This is a genomic window from Sphingomonas sp. (genome assembly GCF_035317925.1).
Lineage (GTDB): Bacteria > Pseudomonadota > Alphaproteobacteria > Sphingomonadales > Sphingomonadaceae > Sphingomonas_I.
The window spans coordinates 1-17,155 of the sequence record NZ_DATHFV010000074.1 but is presented as its reverse complement, the minus strand read 5'-3'; the positions used below and the strand labels follow the sequence as shown (position 1 = coordinate 17,155).

At 66.4% G+C, this 17,155-nt stretch carries 15 protein-coding genes and 1 pseudogene; 9 read left to right on the top strand and 7 right to left on the bottom strand.

Translation table 11 applies throughout. The features are described 5' to 3' along the window. Positions 1-765: 765 nt before the first annotated feature. Both VK533_RS05800 and VK533_RS05795 read left to right on the top strand, forming a co-directional pair. Positions 766-3,426 (top strand): annotated as a pseudogene (locus VK533_RS05800) (glycoside hydrolase family 3 C-terminal domain-containing protein). Positions 3,427-3,511: 85 nt separating this feature from the next. After that, positions 3,512-4,426: an alpha/beta hydrolase gene (locus VK533_RS05795; protein ID WP_324375879.1), complete on the top strand. Its 915-nt coding sequence runs from the start codon at positions 3,512-3,514 to the stop codon at positions 4,424-4,426. A 42-nt stretch (positions 4,427-4,468) separates the two neighbouring features. On the opposite strand, the gene VK533_RS05790 is transcribed toward VK533_RS05795, so the two are convergent. The 4 genes from VK533_RS05790 to VK533_RS05775 all read right to left on the bottom strand — a co-directional run bounded on the left by VK533_RS05790 (position 4,469) and on the right by VK533_RS05775 (position 7,546). Continuing rightward, the gene (locus VK533_RS05790; protein WP_324375877.1) at positions 4,469-5,554 is read right to left on the bottom strand and encodes a winged helix-turn-helix domain-containing protein; all 1,086 of its coding nucleotides are present in this window, start codon (positions 5,552-5,554) and stop codon (positions 4,469-4,471) included. A gap of 104 nt (positions 5,555-5,658) precedes the next feature. Further along, positions 5,659-5,922, bottom strand: a complete 264-nt coding sequence (locus tag VK533_RS05785; RefSeq protein ID WP_324375875.1) for a hypothetical protein — start codon at positions 5,920-5,922, stop codon at positions 5,659-5,661. 45 nt (positions 5,923-5,967) lie between these two features. Further along, on the bottom strand, positions 5,968-6,750 hold the full coding sequence (locus VK533_RS05780) for a hypothetical protein (protein WP_324375873.1): 783 nt from the start codon (positions 6,748-6,750) through the stop codon (positions 5,968-5,970). Positions 6,751-6,766: 16 nt separating this feature from the next. Further along, positions 6,767-7,546 (bottom strand): hypothetical protein, encoded by a 780-nt coding sequence (locus VK533_RS05775; protein WP_324375871.1) that lies wholly within the window; start codon positions 7,544-7,546, stop codon positions 6,767-6,769. Positions 7,547-7,902: 356 nt separating this feature from the next. On the opposite strand from VK533_RS05775, the gene VK533_RS05770 reads away from it, so the two are divergent. The 6 genes from VK533_RS05770 to VK533_RS05745 are packed head-to-tail and all read left to right on the top strand — an operon-like array spanning position 7,903 to position 13,782. Next, positions 7,903-8,403: a DUF4129 domain-containing protein gene (locus tag VK533_RS05770; RefSeq protein WP_324375869.1), complete on the top strand. Its 501-nt coding sequence runs from the start codon at positions 7,903-7,905 to the stop codon at positions 8,401-8,403. Beyond that, positions 8,400-9,653: a hypothetical protein gene (locus tag VK533_RS05765; RefSeq protein WP_324375867.1), complete on the top strand. Its 1,254-nt coding sequence runs from the start codon at positions 8,400-8,402 to the stop codon at positions 9,651-9,653. Before VK533_RS05770 ends, VK533_RS05765 begins: the two co-directional genes overlap by 4 nt. After that, the gene (locus tag VK533_RS05760; RefSeq protein ID WP_324375865.1) at positions 9,650-10,606 is read left to right on the top strand and encodes a MoxR family ATPase; all 957 of its coding nucleotides are present in this window, start codon (positions 9,650-9,652) and stop codon (positions 10,604-10,606) included. Before VK533_RS05765 ends, VK533_RS05760 begins: the two co-directional genes overlap by 4 nt. Further along, positions 10,603-11,919, top strand: a complete 1,317-nt coding sequence (locus VK533_RS05755; protein WP_324375862.1) for a DUF58 domain-containing protein — start codon at positions 10,603-10,605, stop codon at positions 11,917-11,919. Before VK533_RS05760 ends, VK533_RS05755 begins: the two co-directional genes overlap by 4 nt. After that, on the top strand, positions 11,916-12,935 hold the full coding sequence (locus VK533_RS05750) for a stage II sporulation protein M (protein WP_324375860.1): 1,020 nt from the start codon (positions 11,916-11,918) through the stop codon (positions 12,933-12,935). The genes VK533_RS05755 and VK533_RS05750 overlap by 4 nt, the downstream gene beginning before the upstream one ends. Then, positions 12,916-13,782 (top strand): RDD family protein, encoded by an 867-nt coding sequence (locus VK533_RS05745; RefSeq protein ID WP_324375858.1) that lies wholly within the window; start codon positions 12,916-12,918, stop codon positions 13,780-13,782. The genes VK533_RS05750 and VK533_RS05745 overlap by 20 nt, the downstream gene beginning before the upstream one ends. Before the next feature lie 137 nt (positions 13,783-13,919). On the opposite strand, the gene VK533_RS05740 is transcribed toward VK533_RS05745, so the two are convergent. Further along, positions 13,920-15,098 (bottom strand): LysR family transcriptional regulator, encoded by a 1,179-nt coding sequence (locus VK533_RS05740; RefSeq protein ID WP_324375856.1) that lies wholly within the window; start codon positions 15,096-15,098, stop codon positions 13,920-13,922. A gap of 84 nt (positions 15,099-15,182) precedes the next feature. Between VK533_RS05740 and tpiA the strand changes: the two genes are divergently transcribed. After that, on the top strand, positions 15,183-15,986 hold the full coding sequence (tpiA, locus tag VK533_RS05735; protein ID WP_324375854.1) for a triose-phosphate isomerase: 804 nt from the start codon (positions 15,183-15,185) through the stop codon (positions 15,984-15,986). A 65-nt stretch (positions 15,987-16,051) separates the two neighbouring features. Here the strand turns inward: tpiA and VK533_RS05730 are convergent, their stop codons facing one another. Beyond that, positions 16,052-16,819, bottom strand: a complete 768-nt coding sequence (locus VK533_RS05730) for a hypothetical protein (protein ID WP_324375852.1) — start codon at positions 16,817-16,819, stop codon at positions 16,052-16,054. Positions 16,820-16,839: 20 nt separating this feature from the next. Further along, a partial coding sequence (locus VK533_RS05725; protein WP_414712282.1) for a YncE family protein occupies positions 16,840-17,155 on the bottom strand: 316 nt, incomplete at its 5' end.

Below are 17,155 nucleotides of genomic sequence, written 5' to 3'. Positions count from 1 at the left end.
CACGCGCCGCCAGCCGTATGTCCTTTGGACGCACGTCTCCCATGGCTTGGAACAAGCTGTATGACCGGCGCGGTTCCGCCGCCTGCTCGGCCGCGGGGAAGCTGCAATTTGGCTTTGGGCATTCAAGCCCTGGACGGCGCCTGCAAGCCTGCCAACTGCGCGACGTCCAGCCGGTGGCTGCAGTTCAGGACGGGTAGCTCGAAAGCCCCTGGAGGTTTCCCTCCAGCATCGCCCGCCTAGCCACGGTACGCGATGTCGACACCGAAGCGGCGGAATTTGCCGGGAGGTTACCCTCAAAGGGCCGAAGCCCAACGTCGTCCGCATAGCTCCGCTACACGACGCCGGCATCACCCAGAGGGTGAGATCTGTACGCTTTGGGCGAAGTTACCGTCTCATTCATGCCGAGGAGCTTCGCGCCGGTCGTGCCCGCCGACCGAGTTCCGATCAGCGAACGTGAAATGCGTACACGTTTTGTTCTCATTTGTCAAGGGCGGTGTCATGTTCTCCATCAGATCGGTAGAGCGGCTGCTGCTAACCCAATTGCGGACATTAGAGCGCAAACGCCGAGCTTGGCCCGGACCGCTATCAATAACTCAGACAAATGGCTTGATAGCGCTACCTTTACCGCATAATTGACGCGGTAGGGGCCGTGCCACCGCGCGGTCCCCTCAAATAAGAGCGGGATCGCAGTCGGGCGTCCGATGTGTTCCCCTGGCCAGAAGGCTCAAGCCGTCGGCCAAACATGGGGAGAAGAGACTGGTGCGTATGCCGTCAGCGCTTTGCGTCTTGCTGTTTGCCACTGCCGTCTTCGGCAGTAGCGGCGGGACCCAGCCTTATTCTCCGCCTGTTTCAACCGCACGCGCCAACGCCGATCGCCTTGCCGCCGCGCTGGTTGGCAAAATGACGCTCGACGAGAAGATCGGTCAGCTGGTCAATGTCGCCCCGGCGATCCCCCGTCTGGACGTCCCTGCCTACAATTGGTGGACGGAGTCGCTGCATGGCGCGCTCGGCGCGGTGCCGACCACCAACTTCCCCGAGCCGATCGGCCTTGCCGCGACCTTCGATGCCCCGCTGATCCACGACGTGGCCGGCACGATCAGCGTCGAGGTGCGCGCGCTGCACACGCTTGGCCGCGAGACGGGCAAGCTCGGAAAGATCGGCACCGGCCTCGATACCTGGTCGCCCAACATCAACATCTTTCGCGATCCACGCTGGGGGCGTGGCCAGGAGACCTACGGCGAAGATCCGTTCCTGACCGCGCATATGGGCGTGGCTTTCGTCACCGGCATGCAAGGGCCCAATCCCTAGCTTCCCGACGTGATCTCGACGCCCAAGCATTTCGCGGTCCACAGCGGTCCGGAGCCGACCCGCCACGTGGCCGACGTCTTCGTTTCGCCCCACGATCTTGAAGACACCTATCTGCCGGCATTCCGCGCCGCGATCGTGGAAGGCCATGCTGGATCGGTGATGTGCGCGTACAACCGCATCGACGGCCAGCCCGCCTGCGCGAGCGACCTTCTGCTCAAGGAGCATCTGCGCGGTGCGTGGGGTTTCAACGGCTACGTCGTGTCGGATTGCGACGCGGTGGTCGATATTTCCGAACATCACAAATATGCGCCCGATCCCGCGGCGGGCGTCGCGGCCGCCGTTCGTGCTGGCGTGGACAACGAATGCAACACGGCGACGCTTCACGGCGCGCAGCAGCTGGGCGACCGCTACAAGGAAGCGGTCGCGCGCGGCCTGATCACCGAACAGGATCTCGATCGGGCTTTGGTCCGCCTGTTTTCGGCGCGGTTGCGGAACGGCGATCTTCCCGGCCTGAGCCAGCGTGCCCTGTCGCTGGTGCCGGTCAGCGCGATCAACACGCCGGATCATCAGGCGCTCGCGCTGAAGGCCGCGATTGAAAGCATGGTGCTGCTCAAGAACCAGTCGGTCCTGCCGCTCAAGCCGTCGATCAGGATCGCGCTGGTCGGCCCGCTCGCGGATGCCACACGCGTATTGCGCGGCAATTATTCGTCGCCCGCCAGCGCGCCGCCGATTTCGGTGCTCGCCGGGCTGCGCTCCGCGATGCCGGGCGCGCAGGTCACCCTGGTGCCGTTCACCGCGTCCGTCACCGACGGCGATCCCGTGCCGGATTCGGTGTTCGTCACCGCAGACGGCAAGCGCGGCCTTCATGCCGATTATTACAACGCCAAGCCGCTCTCGTCCGGCGCCGATCCTAAGGCTGCGCCAAGCTACGATGCCAAGCCCATCGTCTCGCGCGTCGAGCCGGGCCTGAACGCGCACGCGTTCGAGGTGAAGCAGGTCGCCGAACGGCATAAAGTGGTGTGGAGCGGCTTCCTGGTCGCGCCGGAAACCGGAACTTATCGCATCGCGGTAACGGGCGTGAAGGGATCGCTCGACGTCGACGGCAGACCCGCTTTGTCCTCCGACCAGTATTCGCGCTGGGGCGAGCCGCTGCATCTGGTCGAGGTCCTGTTGGAAAAGGGGCGGCGCTATCCGGTGCATTTCCAGTCCGAAGCGCCTGGCGTTTCGGCCGGAACGGCGATGTTCTGGAAGCGGATTTCGACCGATCTCGATCGCGATCTTGCGGCGGGTGTCGCGCACGCGGACGTCGTGGTCGCCGTGGTCGGCCTGACTTCCGACCTGGAAGGCGAGGAGATGCCGGTCCACGTCGAGGGCTTCTCGGGCGGCGACAAGACGTCGCTCGATCTTCCCGCCGATCAGCGCCGCCTGCTCGAAAAGACGAAGGCGCTGGGCAAGCCGCTGATCGTCGTCTTGATGAACGGCAGCCCGATCGATCTGGCCTGGGCCAAGGACAATGCGGCCGCGATCCTTGAGGCTTGGTATCCCGGCCAGTCGGGCGGCCTCGCTGTCGCCAATATCCTGTCGGGCAAGGCCAATCCCGCCGGTCGTTTGCCACTGACTTTCTATCACAGCGTCGACGACCTGCCGCCGTTCGACAATTATGCGATGGCAGGACGCACCTATCGCTATTTCACCGGCACCCCGGTCTATCCGTTCGGTTACGGGCTGAGCTTCAGCAGTTTTGTCTACGGCCCGCTCAAGCTTGCGCCGGCGACGGGCGGGGCGGCGCAGGGGCTTCATGTCACGACCGAGGTCCGTAATACGGGCGCGGTAGCGGGCGATGAAGTGGCGGAATTGTATCTCAACTTCCCCGACGTGCCGGGCACGCCGCGTGTGGCCCTCCGCGGCTATCAGCGGCTCGCGTTGAGGCCGGGCGAGAGTCGGACCGTCAACTTCGACCTGTCCCCGCGCGATCTGAGCAGCGTCGCGCCGGATGGAACGCGGCTGGTCGTGCCCGGCCGCTACCGCGTCAGCGTTGGTTCGGGGCAGCCAGACACGGGCGTTCCGGCGCAGTCCGCCAATTTCGATACGCACGCCGAAGTCGTCCTGCCGCGATGACACCGAACTCATAACAATCAGAAAATCGATGGGGAGACATGACGTGAAAGGATCGAACGGATTGTCCGCCGGCGGATTGATCAGGATGGCTGGGACGGCCTTCACCGGGCTTGCGATAGTCTGCGCGTCGGCCCCGGCGCCCGCGCAGAATGATCGGATGACCCCGATCGCCGTTCCAGTTCAATCCGGCGCGATCACACTCAATACCGGCGCGCTTCCGGGCGCTTCCGTACCTGAAAGCTGGCACAGCCAATATGGCAGCGTGTTCGCGCGCAACGTGACCGTCGCCACGCTCACGCCCTTTCTACCCGATCCCGCGAAAGCCTCGGGCGCGGCCGTGATCGTGGCACCTGGAGGCGGCTTCCGGACCCTGTCGATGGAAAATGAGGGCTGGGATGTCGCCAAGGCGCTCGCCGCCCGAGGCATTGCGGCCTTCGTCCTAAAATACCGGTTGAACCAGACCCCCGCCGATATGCCCGCCTTCGAAGAGTCGATGCGCCAGATGTTCGCCGGACCGGTCCGCCCGCCGCAGGCTGATGCGAACGGTGCCTTCACGGGCCTTGCACCTCAGATTGCCGACGCGCGCGCAGCCTTTGCCCTTACGCGCGCGCGCGCGATGCAATGGCACATCGATACCAATCGTATCGGCATGGTCGGGTTCTCCGCCGGCGCGATGCTCACGCTCGCCACCGAACTCGCCGGGGAAGATGCGAAACCAGCCTTCATCGGCATCATCTATGGGCCGTTGGGTCCGGTATCTGTGCCCGCCGACGCCCCGCCGGTGTTCGTGGCTTTAGCCGCCGACGATCCCTTGTTCGGCAACGGAGGCTACGGTCTTATCGACAGCTGGCGAGCGGCCAAACGGCCGGTCGAGTTCCACCTTTACGAGCAGGGCGGACACGGCTTCGGCATGTATCAGAAAACCACGACCAGCACGGGATGGTTCGACGCCTTCGCCCGCTGGCTCGGGATGCACGGCCTGCTCAAGCCGGCGGGTTAGAAGCAATCACCCAAAGCAGACATGCTTCGACGCGCGTCGGCGTCAATTCAACGAGCCGGCCAGGCTGCCTCCGCTCGCGATCGTGACGTCTTCGAGGCCAAGCCATTGTGCCATCAGCGCCAGCTCCGCCGTCAACCGTTCCGGCATGTCGTCGGGCGCGCCTTCCTCGCGATGCGCGCTTTGGACCAATAAGGTGCCCGCCTGCCGATCGGCCTTCAAATCAACCCGCGCGACGATCTGCCCGTCCATCATGAACGGCAGCACATAATAACCATGCACGCGCTTTTCGGCGGGGACGTAGATTTCGATCCGGTAGCGCGTGCCGAAGATGCGCTCGGTCCGGGCGCGTTCCCAGATCAATGGGTCGAACGGCGCGAGCAGGGCCTGGCCGGTGATGCGGCGCGGGACCCTGGCGTCGGCGTGGAGATAGGCCGGCTGGCTCCAGCCGCGCACCGCGATCTGGCGGAGCGTGCCGTCCTCGACCAGTTCGGCGATGCGGGGATAAAAGTCGTCGGGCTTGAGCCGGAAATAATCGCGCAGGTCGCCCGCGGTGGCGATGCCGAGCGCGCGGGCGCTGCGGGCGATCAGGGCGCGTTGCGCGTCGGCCTCGGACGGGGTGGGCGTGTCGAGAATATCGCGGGGCAGCACGCGTTCGGGCAGATCGTAGACGCGCTCGAAACTGGTGCGGCGCGTCGCGGTCGTGATCTGGCCGGACCAGAACAGATATTCGAGCGCCTGCTTGGTCTCGCTCCAGCCCCACCAGCCGCCGGCCCCACGCGTCTCGGCGATGTCGGAGGCGGCGAGCGGGCCGTGATCGGCGATGCGCTTGAGCAGGGCGTCGGCCTCGGCGCGGCGCTCGCCGGCGAAGGGTTTCACATTGCCCCAGACGCCGATGCCGCGCGCGGCACGGTCCATCCGCCAGCGCAGCAAAGGCTGGACGTCGAGCGGCAGCAACGACGCCTCGTGCGCCCAATATTCGAACAGGCGGCGCTTCGATTTCGGACCCCAGGCGGCCTGATCGAGCAGGGTGCGCGGATAGGCGCCGAGCCGCGAGAAGAGCGGCAGGTAGTGCGCGCGCACGAGCACGTTGACGCTGTCGATCTGGTACAGCGCCAGCCCCTCGATCACGCGCCGCAGATGCGCCGCGCCGATCGGGCCGTCCGGCCGTTTCTGGCCGAAGCCCTGCGCGGCGAGCGCGATCCGCCGCGCCTCCGCCGGGGACAGGCTGTCCTTCAGTTGTCGTCGTCCGCGCGTGCGGCCATGTCCATGAAGGTGCGCGCCGCGTCGCGATCGGCCTCATCCTTGAACGCGACGTCGAGATCGGGCGCCGCGCCGAGCATGTGCAGCAAAGCCCATAAGGCGAAGCGCCGGCCGCGATCCTTCTGCAGCCCGAAATCGACGCGGATCCGCTCGACGCCCGCCGTCAGCGCGGCGGGCGGGATGGCGGCGATGTCATCGGTGCCGAAATAATGGCGAAACTGATCGTCGAGCAGCATGGCGCGTTTCTAGCGCGCCGTGTCGCGCGCAAACAGCCCGTTTCCTTATTCGAAAATGCGGGTCAGGCGATCCGTCGTCGGACCGTCGCCGCGGCGTTCGATCAGGACGATGTAGAGCGTACACACCATGGCGAGCTGGAACCCGTACGCAATCGTGCTGAGCAGCGTTACATACAAAAAGGGGGCCGGCTCGACCGCATAGCTAAGGACGAGCGATCTGGTTTCGAGGACGGACATGCCGAGCCGTTGCAACAGCCAGTTCAGCCCGCCTACCGCGATACCCGCCACAAGCAGCAGCAGGAAAATCCGCCATCGGGTATTGCGGGTGAGGGCCCGGCTACGGCTAAAGGTCTCGAAAAGCCCCGTGCGCTCGGCAACGAGCACGGGACCGACAACTGCCCACATCGTCAACAGCATGATACCGGGAACGACCAGCAGTACGAACCCCAGAATGAATCCGGCCAGGTAAAGCAACGATACGGGCAGCGCGATCGGCAGCCTCCGGGCAGCCGCAGCCAGCGCGCCCAACAGGTCGGATTGCCTGCCGTCCCGTCGTTGGAGCGCGGTTCCAACGAGGACGCCCTGCCCGAAAAAGGCCATGAAAGTGCCCAGAGCGCTGATCGCCAACAGGGCCAACCCATAATTCCCCAACGACCCACTGGTAACGTTTTGGAATACCCCGTGAGTGGCCAGATAGATAATCAGCAAACGCTCCGGCAGGATCACAAGGAAAGCGACGCCGAACACGGTCGCGGCCCGGTCGCCGATAAACTCGAACGTTTCGCTGATAACCTCGCCGATCCCGATCGGCGATTGCTCCTCGAGCATCACGCTGCTGCCGAGGTCATTCGAAGATCTCGCCGAGCTTCGCGTCCAGCGGGCCGTCTTTCCACTCGCGCAGTTCGACATAGAGGCCGGTGGTTATCGTCGCCGCGAAGGTCGCCGAAATCGTCGTTATGACTGCGTTGAAGACAATATAGGACATGGGCATCGTGCCGACCTGCGGCACACCGACAATCAAGAGCTGGAACAGCCCCGCTATCGCGGCCAGCACCCACAGGACGATAGCCATTACAAGAAGCAGTCCGAACACCTTCCAGCGCGCGCCGCGCGTCAAATCGGCGGCACGGCCGAATGCCGCAATCACGCCGACCCGCTCCTCTACCGTCACGGGAATCACTACGGCGAAGGCCACCCCCACCATGATCCCCGGCACGATCAACAAGACGGAGCCGGCCAGGACCGCCAGTACGAACAGGAGCGTCGTGCCGATCAGCGGCAACAAACGGCTGAAGGCCGTGGCGAGGCATTCGCCCAGGCTTGCCTGCCGGCCTTCGCTATCCGCGACTGTCGCGCGCGCCAGGCAACCCTGCACGAGCGATCGCAAAACTAGATAAACGACGGAGCCGATGACAGCCGATACGACAACGCCCTGGAATACCCCGCTTTGCTGCAGGTCGAGGCGCAGGTTGATCAACAGATAGCTCAACAACGCACCCGGCAGCGCGGCGAGCATGAAAGACACGCCGAACGCCACCAATGGATTGTGGCCCATCACACCGAAGGCCCGGCCGAACACGCCCCCAATCGTAAAAGACCCGCCGTCCGAATTTTCTGCAGCCATTGCAAATCCCCTCTGATTTTACGGTAGACTGAGCGACGATCTCGCCGCTGTCCAGTCCGCAGGTTCCACCGAAATGGCGGATTTGGATGGAGAATTCGTCGTTGCGGCGGCACGGCCTTGCGATACAAAGAGGTTCAGGAGTGGCATTGGGGGTCGCTATAGCGGGATTAGGTCAGGTTGCTTCGGAGCGCTTCGCTGCCGCGCATCGCGCGCTGCGGGCGAATCCCGATATTCAGTTCGATCTTCGTCGTGCAGAACCGCCGCGTCAGCCGCCGGCATGGCTTGTGCATTTCTTGCAATGGCTCGGCAAAATACTGAAACCAATCGGCCGCTTCTTCGACTGGCTGGGAAGCTTCATGCCTGACGCGCCTTATGCGCGGATCCTGTTATGGTCGGTGATCATCGCGGCGTGCGCCGCGCTGGCGTGGATGATCTGGACGCGGTTCCAGGATGGCGCCTGGCGGTTGCCCCGCTGGACGAAGCGAGCGCGAACGGCCGCGCAGGACAGCGAGGACGAGCAATGGCAGCCCGACGCCGCGCCGGTGCGCGCGTGGCTGGAGGAGGCCGACGTGCTGGCGGGCGAGGGCCGCTTCGCCGAGGCCGCGCACCATCTGCTGATCCGCAGCGTCGAGGATATCGGCCGGCGCCGTCCCGGCCTGGTCCAGCCCGCGATCACCAGCCGCGATCTGGCGCGCGCGCCGACGGTGCCGCCGCGCGCGCGCCAATTGTTCTCGGGGATCGCGGCGGTGGTCGAACGCAGCCTGTTCGGCGGACGCGCGGTCGGCGCGGACGACTGGGCCGAATGCCGTTCGGCCTATGCCGACTTCGCCCGCACCGCCGCCTGGAAGCCGGCATGAGCGATCTCGTGCTTGGCCGCCGCGGCGCGCCCCGTGCCGATCCGTTCCGTGCGCTCACGGTTGCCTTGATCCTGCTGATCGGCATTTTCGGCTTTGTCGGCATGCTGGTGATGGGGGCATTCGCGCCCGATCTGCGCTCGGGCCACAATGGCGGCGGGCATGCCTTGTCGAACTCGGCGATCGGTTTCAGCGGGATCGTCCAGTTGGCGACGGCGACGGGGCGCAACGGACAAGTGATCCGCAACGAACATCAGCTCGATTCGGAGGATCTGCTGGTCGTCACGCCCGACCATGGTTGGGACGATCTGGGACCGGTGCTCGGCAATCGAAACGCCAAACCGACTTTGGTCGTCTTCCCGAAATGGGAGACGGTCGCCGACAAGGATCATGAAGGCTGGGTCAAGGTCGCCGGGCTGCTGATGCCGTTCGATCCGGATCACATGTTTTCCCCGAGCGTGGTCTTCCCGGTCGGGCGGCGCAGGACCGGCGGTCAGGTCATGCTGCAGCCGACACCCGATTTCTCCGGCGGCCCGGCCTTTCGCGCGCCGCGCGTGCTGCAGGTGATCACCGGCGTGAAGCCGGGCGAAAACAAGAAGCCGCCCAAACTGACGCCGTTGCTGACCGACCGGCATGGCGGGATCGTGCTCGCCAAATATGGCGACCAGCCGCTCTATCTGCTGGCCGATCCCGACCTTTTGTCCAATGCCGGGATCAGGGATCCGCGGCAGGCGGCGGCGGCGCTGGCGATGCTCGACTGGCTCAATTCGACCGGCGCCACCTCGATCGGTTTCGATGTCACCATGAACGGCTTCGGTCATTCGCAAAGCCCGCTCAAGCTGGCGTTCACGCCACCCTTCCTGGCGATGACGCTGACGCTGGCGGTGGTGCTGGCGCTGGTCGGCTGGCATGCGCTCGGGCGGTTCGGGCCGATCCGGCCAAGGGCGCGCGCGATCGCGTTCGGCAAGGCGGTTCTGGTCGAGAACAGCGCCAAGCTGATCCGCCGCGCGGGCCGCGAGACCGACCTCGGCGGCCGCTATGTGCAGGTGATCCGCGAGCGCGCGGTCGCGACGTTCGGCGTGCCCGCGCGGCTCAAGGACGCGGCGCTCGACGCCTATCTCGACAAATTGAGCGGGCGTGGCGCCATGCGCTTCAGCGAACTCGCGCGCGCCGCCGAGGCGACGCGCGACCGGGCGTCGCTCGTCGCCGCGGCGCAGGCGCTCCACCATTGGCAGAAGGAGAAAAAAGGGTGACGGTCGAAGAGGTGCAGGCGCTCGCCGCCGCGATACGGGCGGAAGTCGCCAAGGCCGTCGTCGGCCAGGACGAGACGATCGACTTCATGCTCGTCGCCTTGTTCGCGGGCGGGCATGTACTGCTCGAAGGGCCGCCGGGCACCGCCAAGACCTTGCTCGCGCACAGCTTCGCGCGCGCGGTCGGGCTCGATTTCGGCCGCATCCAGTTCACGCCCGATCTGATGCCGGGCGATATCATCGGCGCCAACCTGTTCAACTTCCAGACCTCGACCTTTTCGCTCACGCGCGGGCCGATCTTCACCGACCTTTTGCTCGCCGACGAAATCAACCGCACCCCGCCCAAGACGCAGGCGGCATTGCTCGAGGCGATGCAGGAACGCACCGTCACGATCGACGGCCAGAGCCTGCCGCTCGGCGATCATTTCATGGTGATCGCGACGCAGAATCCGATCGAGCAGCAGGGCGTCTATCCGCTGCCCGAAGCACAGCTCGACCGCTTCCTGTTCAAGCAGCGCGTCGATTATCCGACCGAGGAGGAAGAGCGCCGCATCATCGCGACGCATGGCGCGCGGCAGAGCGTGATGTCGCCCGAGGAATGGGGCGTCGCGCGCAAGGCCGACGCCAAGAAGATCAGCCGGGCGATCGCCGCCGTGGCTGCAGTAAAGCTGGTCGACGAGGTGGTCGCCTATATCGCGGCTTTGGTGCGCGGTACGCGGACGGTGGCCGATCTCGAAAGCGGCGCGTCCCCACGCGCGGGCGCGATGCTCGCCGGCGCGGCGCGGGCGCGGGCGGCGTTGGACGGGCGCGACTTCGTCATTCCCGACGACGTGAAGATGCTGAGCCCCGCTTTGCTGCGCCATCGTCTGATCCTGTCGCCGGCGGCGGAGATTGACGGGCGCACGGTCGAGGAGGTGGTGAGCGGCATCATCGAGAGCATCGAGGCGCCGCGTTGATCACGCCGACGCGCCTGGCGGTGTGGGCGACGGCGGCAGGGGCGCCGGTGGCGCTGCTGCTCGGCGTGTTCCTGCCGCGCCTCTGGTATGCCGGGCTCGCCTGGCCGGCGGCGGTGGTGCTGCTGACATTGATCGATGCGCTGATCGGGCCGAACCCGCGCCGCGCGCAGCTGCATGTCACGATGCCCAAGTCCGCGCCCGTCGGCGGCGATGCCGATGCGAGGATCGAAGTGGTCGTGGCGGGCCGCTCGGCGCCCGGCTGGTGCGAGGTCGCGCTCGATGGCGATCCGCTGTTGCTGATGACCGACGAAGGGCGGCTGTGGCTGCCGCTCGACGGAGGACGGGGCGAAGGCGCGCTGCCGATCCTCGCGATCCGCCGTGGCGCCGCGCGCGTCGAACGGCTGTGGCTGCGCTGGCGCGGGCCGCTCGGCCTCACCTGGAAACAGGCGCAGCAACCCGCCGCGCTCCGCACCCTGATCCTGCCCGACGTCCGGCCGGTGCGCGAAAGCGGCGCGCGCATCTTCGAACGCCATGCCTTGCAGGGCCTGCTCGCGCAGATCGACCGGGGCGACGGCGCCGATTTCGACGCTCTGGTCGAATTCCGATCGGGCATGGATCGGCGTGCGATCGACTGGAAGCAATCGGCCCGCCACCAGAAATTGCACGCCAAGGAATATCGATCCGAACGCAACAGCCAGATCGTGTTCGCGCTCGATTGCGGGCGGCAGATGAGCGAGCCGGTGGCGGGCCTGCCGCGGATCGACCGCGCGGTTTCGGCGATGCTGTTGACCGCGTGGATCGTGCTCAAACTGGGCGACCGGGTCGCGCTCCATGCGTTCGACAGCCGGCCGCGTATCGCCTCCGGGCTGATTACCGGCAGTGCGGCTTTCCCCGAGCTGCAGCGGCTCGCCGCCGAGATCGACTATGGCAGCGACGAGACCAATTACACCTTCGCGCTGACCAACCTCACGACCGCGCTCAAGCGGCGCTCGATGATCGTGCTGTTCACCGAATTCACGGATCTGACCGCCGCCGAATTCATGGTTCGCGCGGCGGCGCGGCTGGTCGAAACGCATCTGCTGCTGGTGGTCGTGTTGCGCGACGACGAACTGGAGGCACTGGTCGAAGCCGAGCCGCAGAGCGCCGACGACGTGACGCGCGCGGTCACCGCGGCCGCCCTGCTGCGCGACCGCCACCTGGTGCTGCTGCGGCTGCGCCATCTCGGCGCGCATGTGATCGAAAGCCCCTACGGCCAGGTCGCCGAGCGGCTGGTCGCGGCCTATGTCGATCTCAAGCGAAGGGACGCGCTGTGAACGCGCCCGCCGAACCCCTTTTGGTCAATGCCAGCCGCTTCCGCGCCGCGCACGAGCTCGACTGGAAAAGGCTGGAGGGCATCGTCAACCGGATCGAACGGCGCGGGATCGGCGCGCTGACCGAGGACGATCTGCTGCAATTGCCCTTGCTCTACCGCTCGGCCTTGTCGTCGCTGTCGGTCGCGCGCGAGACCTCGCTCGATCGGGCGCTCGTCGTCTATCTTGAGGCTTTGTGCACGCGCGCTTATTTCCAGATTTACGGCGTGCCGACTTCCTTCTGGAGCCAGCTCACCGACTTTTTCGCGCGCGGCTGGCCGCAGGCGGTACGCGGCCTGTGGCGCGAGACATTGGTCGCCTTCCTGCTGACCGTCGCGGGCGCGCTCGCGGGCTTCCTGCTCGTGCTCCACGATCCCGCCGTCTTCTACACGATCATCCCCGACAGCCTCGCTGGCGGCCGCGATCCGTCGGCGAGCGCGGGGGCGTTGCGCGCGACGCTCTACAATCCCCCGGGGCATGACGATGGGCTCGCCATCTTCGCCACCGCCTTGTTCACGCACAATGCGCAGATCGCGATCTTCGCTTTCGCGCTGGGCTTCGCCTTCGCGATCCCGACCGTCCTGCTGATCGTCTATAACGGCCTGATGCTGGGCGCCTTTCTCGCCGTGTTCGCGAACAAGGGACTGGGGCTGGAGGCGGGCGGGTGGCTGATCATCCACGGCACGACCGAGATTTTTTCGATCATATTGTCGGGCGCGGCCGGTTTCCGCATCGGCACCGCAATCGCGTTTCCCGGACGCGCGTCGCGGACCGACTTCGCGATCACGGTCGGGCGGCAGGCATCGGTGGTGATGGCGGGCGCGGTGGTGATGTTGATCCTGGCCGGTATGCTGGAAGGGATCGGCCGCCAGACGGTGCTGGTCGACGGCACGCGCTATGCGATCGGGCTCTGCGTGCTCGCCGGCTGGCTGACCTATTTCTATGCGCCGTGGAATCGCAATGCCCTGGCCGTTTCGTAAGCGCGCGGACAAGAAGCCGCACGACCTGCGGCGCAGCTTCGTCACGCCCGAAGGCGTCGATCTGCGGCTCGAACTGGGCGGCGCGGGCGCGCGCGCGGCGGCGTTTCTGCTCGACGCGGTGTTCATGCTGATCGTGCTGATCGTGGCCTCGATCGCGATCGGGCTGCTCGCGGTCGCCGCCAAATCCCAGCTGATGGTGATCCTCTGGCTGCTCGGCTTCTTCGTGCTGCGCAACGGCTGGTTCATCCTGTTCGAGATCGGCGGACGCGGCGCGACGCCGGGCAAGATGGCGCTGGGTTTGCGCGTGGTCGCGCGCGACGGCGCGCCCTTGACCGGCGGTGCGGTGATCGCACGCAACGCGATGCGCGAGATCGAAGTGTTCCTGCCTTTGTCCTTCCTCGGCTATCAGGCGAGCCAGGATGCGGCGGACGCCTTCCTCGCGATCTTCGCCTTGCTGTGGACCGGCATCTTTCTGCTCTTCCCGTTGCTGAACCGCGACCGGTTGCGTGTCGGCGATCTGGTCGGCGGGACGTGGGTGGTGCGGACATCGCGCACGCGGCTGGCCGACGATATCGGCGCCGCCGAGACGATCGCACGCGTGCGCCGCAGCTTCAGCGACGCCGCGCTCAATCTCTATGGCGTCTACGAATTGCAGACGCTGGAAGAGGTGTTGCGGCTCGGCCGCCCGGAGGCGCTCGCGACGGTGGCGGCGGCGGTGCGGCGCAAGGCGGACATCGCCGACGATGGCGACGATTTGGGCTTCCTCACCGATTATTATCGCGCGCTCTGCGCCCGGCTGGAGCGCGGCATGATGCTGGGCCGCCGCCGCGACAACAAGTACACCTAGGCCTTGATCGATCCAGGCTACGCCTGGGTCGTGAATCAAGGTCTCAACCCATGATAGAGCCTGATCCACCTCATCAGCGGAAGCGCACAGCGCTTCCACCGATAACGATCAGGCTCCAGGTGGCGCGACGCGGCTGATCAGGCGTGCGCGTCCGCGCACGATTGCAGGATATCGATCATCAAAGCCTGGATGCGATCCGGCTGCCAGCCGACGCGGAGCGTGATGCCGATTGGCCGCGTCGAGATTGGCAGCGGTCCGCCCAAGGGGATCAGCAGGCCGAGTTCGCGTTCGATCCGGAACTGATCGGGCGACAGCATCGCCAGCCAATTGCCCTGGAGCAACAGGCCGCGCGCGGCGCTGGCCGAACTGCATTCGACCTGCGGGGCAGGGGGTTCGATCCCGCCCGCGCGCAGCATCTCCTCCCAGCGCGCGCGGCGCGGCGTGCCCGGCGGGGAGGCGGCCCAGGGGAAGTCCGCGAGCGCGCTCGCCTGCCAATCGCTGGTGCGCGCGAGCGGATGATCGCTGCGCGCGACCACGACCATGTCGTCGTTGAACAATTGGCCCTGGACGGCGCCGTCAGGCGCCGCCTCGCGCAGCGCGCCCAGCAGCATGTCGATCTTGCCGTCGAGCAAAGCCGCGAGCAGCTCGGCATAGGCGCCTTCCATCACCCGCACCCGGGCATGAGGCTCGCGTGCGCAGAGTTGCGCCATCGCGCTCGGCAGCAGCCCGGCGCGGACCAAAGGCATTGCGCCGACCACGACCGCGCGGCCGCCATTGCGCGCCGCCTCGAACCCCAATTCGATCTCGGCCATCGCCTGCCGCGCGGCGTGCGCGAGCGCGGTGGCGACGGGCGTGGGCGCGATGCGGGCTCCGGTGCGGACGATCAGCGCCACCCCGAGCGATCGTTCGAGATCGCGCACCGCGCGATGGATCGAGGCTTCGGACAGGCCCGAGGCGCGCGCGCCGCCGCGAAACGCGCCTGCACTTTCGACCGCCGCCAGCGCGAGCAATTGCGTGCCGGTCACGCGGCGCACGAGCGGGGTGCGGTGGGATGGATCGGCGGCGTTGAGGATCGCCAGTGCGCGGTCGACGCTGTCGGCCAGCAGATGGCCCGCATTGGTCGGCGAGGCGCCACGCGGCTGGCGCTCGAATAATTGGCGCTCGACCCGCCGCTCCAGCGATGCGACCGCCTGGGTCAGCGCCGACTGCGTCAGGCTGATCGCGCGCGCGGCCGCGCCGAAGCTGCCGGTGCGGCGGATTTCCGCAACACCTTCGAGGTGACGCAGGTTGAACCAGGCGAATCCGCGCATCGGCATGCGTTAGCATCACCTAATGCATGACACCAAACATGTGATTTGTTTCTAATGGGTCGGCTTCCTATCCCGATGCTCGTGCGGATCATGACGATCAGAGGGACCGGGCCGGCTGCCGAGGCACCACGCAAGGCGATGGTGGTCGGCAATTGGAAGATGTGCGCGAGCCGGGCCCAGCTTACCGAACTGCGTGCGGTCGGCGACGCCGCCGCCCATGCCGCACTCGACGTCGTCATCTGCCCGCCCTTTCCGCTGATCCATCCCGCGATGCGCAGCGCGCGCGGCCTGTCGATCGGGGCGCAGGACTGCCACCATGCGGTGGAAGGGCCTTTTACCGGATCGGTCTCGCCGGTGATGCTGCGCGAGGCGGGCGCGAGCCATGTCATCGTCGGACATAGCGAGCGCCGGCAGGCGTTCGGCGAAAGCGACGCGGATATCTGCGCGAAGGCTGCTGCCGCGATCCGCGCGCGGCTCATGCCGATCGTGTGCATCGGCGAGAGCGCGGACGAACGGGATGCGGGCGTCGCTGCCGCCGCCGTCACGCGCCAATTGCAGCGGTCGCTTCCGGCGCTGGCCAAGCCCGACGAGATCGTCCTCGCTTATGAGCCGGTGTGGGCGATCGGATCGGGCAGCACGCCGACCTCGGACGAGATTGCGGAGATGCATGGCGCGATCCGCGGCGCGTTGCGCGATATCTTCGGGCGCGGCGCCGAACAGGTGCGGTTGCTCTATGGCGGGTCGGTCAACGCCGCCAATGCGGGCTGGATCGCCGCGCTGGCGGATGTCGACGGCGTGCTGGTCGGCAATTGCAGCCTCGCCGCGCAGGATTTCACGCCGATCATCGAAGCGGTCGGCAACGCGGCGCTGAAGGGTCAGCCGCTGGCGGCCTGAGCCTTATCGCCTGGCCATCCGAAAGGGCCAGGCGACCATCGCGTTTCCCAGGGCATGGGCGGGCCTTAGTGCGCGGCCTCGCCGCTTTCCGCCGGGCGCTGCGGCAGGATCAGGATGCAGAGCAGGATGAAGGCGGCGAGGACGGCCGATGCCAGCGGGCGGCTGAAATTCAGGCCGCCGCTGGCGACCGGCTTGTCGAACAGGTCGCCCAGCGTCGCACCCAGCGGCCGCGTCAGGATGAACGCCGCCCAGAACAGCAAAACGCGCGAGACGTTCGTCCAGTAATAAGCGCAGAGCACGATCAGCAGCGCGATCGCGAAGATCACGGCACCCCCTTCATATCCGGGCCCGGCATCGGCGATCCAGTCGCCCAGCGCGGTGCCGAGTGTTTGTGAAAAGGTGATCGTCAGCCAGTAGAAGAATTCGGCCCTGGGCGTGCGGATGCTACGCACCGAGACCGTGCCGAGAAACCAATACCAGGCGCCCAGCGACACCAGCACACAGGCCAGCAGCAAGGTCGATCCGCCGGGATAGCCGATGCCGAGCGAACGGTCGGCGAAATCGGCCATCGTCGTGCCGGCGGTGGTCGAGGCGATGATCGTCGCCCAATAGAGGAAGGGGTGGAAGCGTTTCGCCGCCATCTGCCAGGCGACGAACAGCACCAGCAGTGTCGCGAAAATGCCGGTCGCGGCGAGATAACCGAGATTCATCGTCATGCTGACGGTATCGCCGCCCGTCTCGCCCAATGTCGTCGCCGCGATCTTGATGATCCAGAAGACGATCGTGATCTCGGGTACCTTGGAGCGCGCGGTTTCGGCGAGCGTGGTCGGCATTCGCTAATCCTCTTGAGCGTTCAGGCGGCGGGATCGAAGACAAGGACGGACAACGTCCCGGCGCGTGGTTTGGGCCGCCCGCCCGGCGTGGCGGCCGGGTCGGTGTCGGCGGCGACCACGAACAGGCGGCCCGAATGTGGATCGACCGCCATCGTGCGTCCGCTCACCTTGGTCTGGATAGTGGCGAGCGACCGGTAGATATCCGCCGAGACCTGCTGATAGACGCTGATCGTGCCGTCGATCCCGTTCGAGCTGAAGATGCGGCGGTGCGAGGGGTCGTACGCCATCGCATCATTGCCGCGCCCGATCGGGAGTTCGGCAATCAGGCGGCCGTTG

Bases quoted from the DNA above. Each gene is read 5' to 3' on its own strand.
- VK533_RS05795 (WP_324375879.1), top strand. From the start codon at position 3,512: ATGGCTGGGACGGCCTTCACCGGGCTTGCGATAGTCTGCGCGTCGGCC.
- VK533_RS05785 (WP_324375875.1), bottom strand. From the start codon at position 5,922: ATGCTGCTCGACGATCAGTTTCGCCATTATTTCGGCACCGATGACATC.
- VK533_RS05780 (WP_324375873.1), bottom strand. From the start codon at position 6,750: ATGCTCGAGGAGCAATCGCCGATCGGGATCGGCGAGGTTATCAGCGAA.
- VK533_RS05775 (WP_324375871.1), bottom strand. From the start codon at position 7,546: ATGGCTGCAGAAAATTCGGACGGCGGGTCTTTTACGATTGGGGGCGTG.
- VK533_RS05770 (WP_324375869.1), top strand. From the start codon at position 7,903: ATGCCTGACGCGCCTTATGCGCGGATCCTGTTATGGTCGGTGATCATC.
- VK533_RS05765 (WP_324375867.1), top strand. From the start codon at position 8,400: ATGAGCGATCTCGTGCTTGGCCGCCGCGGCGCGCCCCGTGCCGATCCG.
- VK533_RS05745 (WP_324375858.1), top strand. From the start codon at position 12,916: ATGCCCTGGCCGTTTCGTAAGCGCGCGGACAAGAAGCCGCACGACCTG.
- VK533_RS05740 (WP_324375856.1), bottom strand. From the start codon at position 15,098: ATGCCGATGCGCGGATTCGCCTGGTTCAACCTGCGTCACCTCGAAGGT.
- tpiA (WP_324375854.1), top strand. From the start codon at position 15,183: ATGACGATCAGAGGGACCGGGCCGGCTGCCGAGGCACCACGCAAGGCG.
- VK533_RS05730 (WP_324375852.1), bottom strand. From the start codon at position 16,819: ATGCCGACCACGCTCGCCGAAACCGCGCGCTCCAAGGTACCCGAGATC.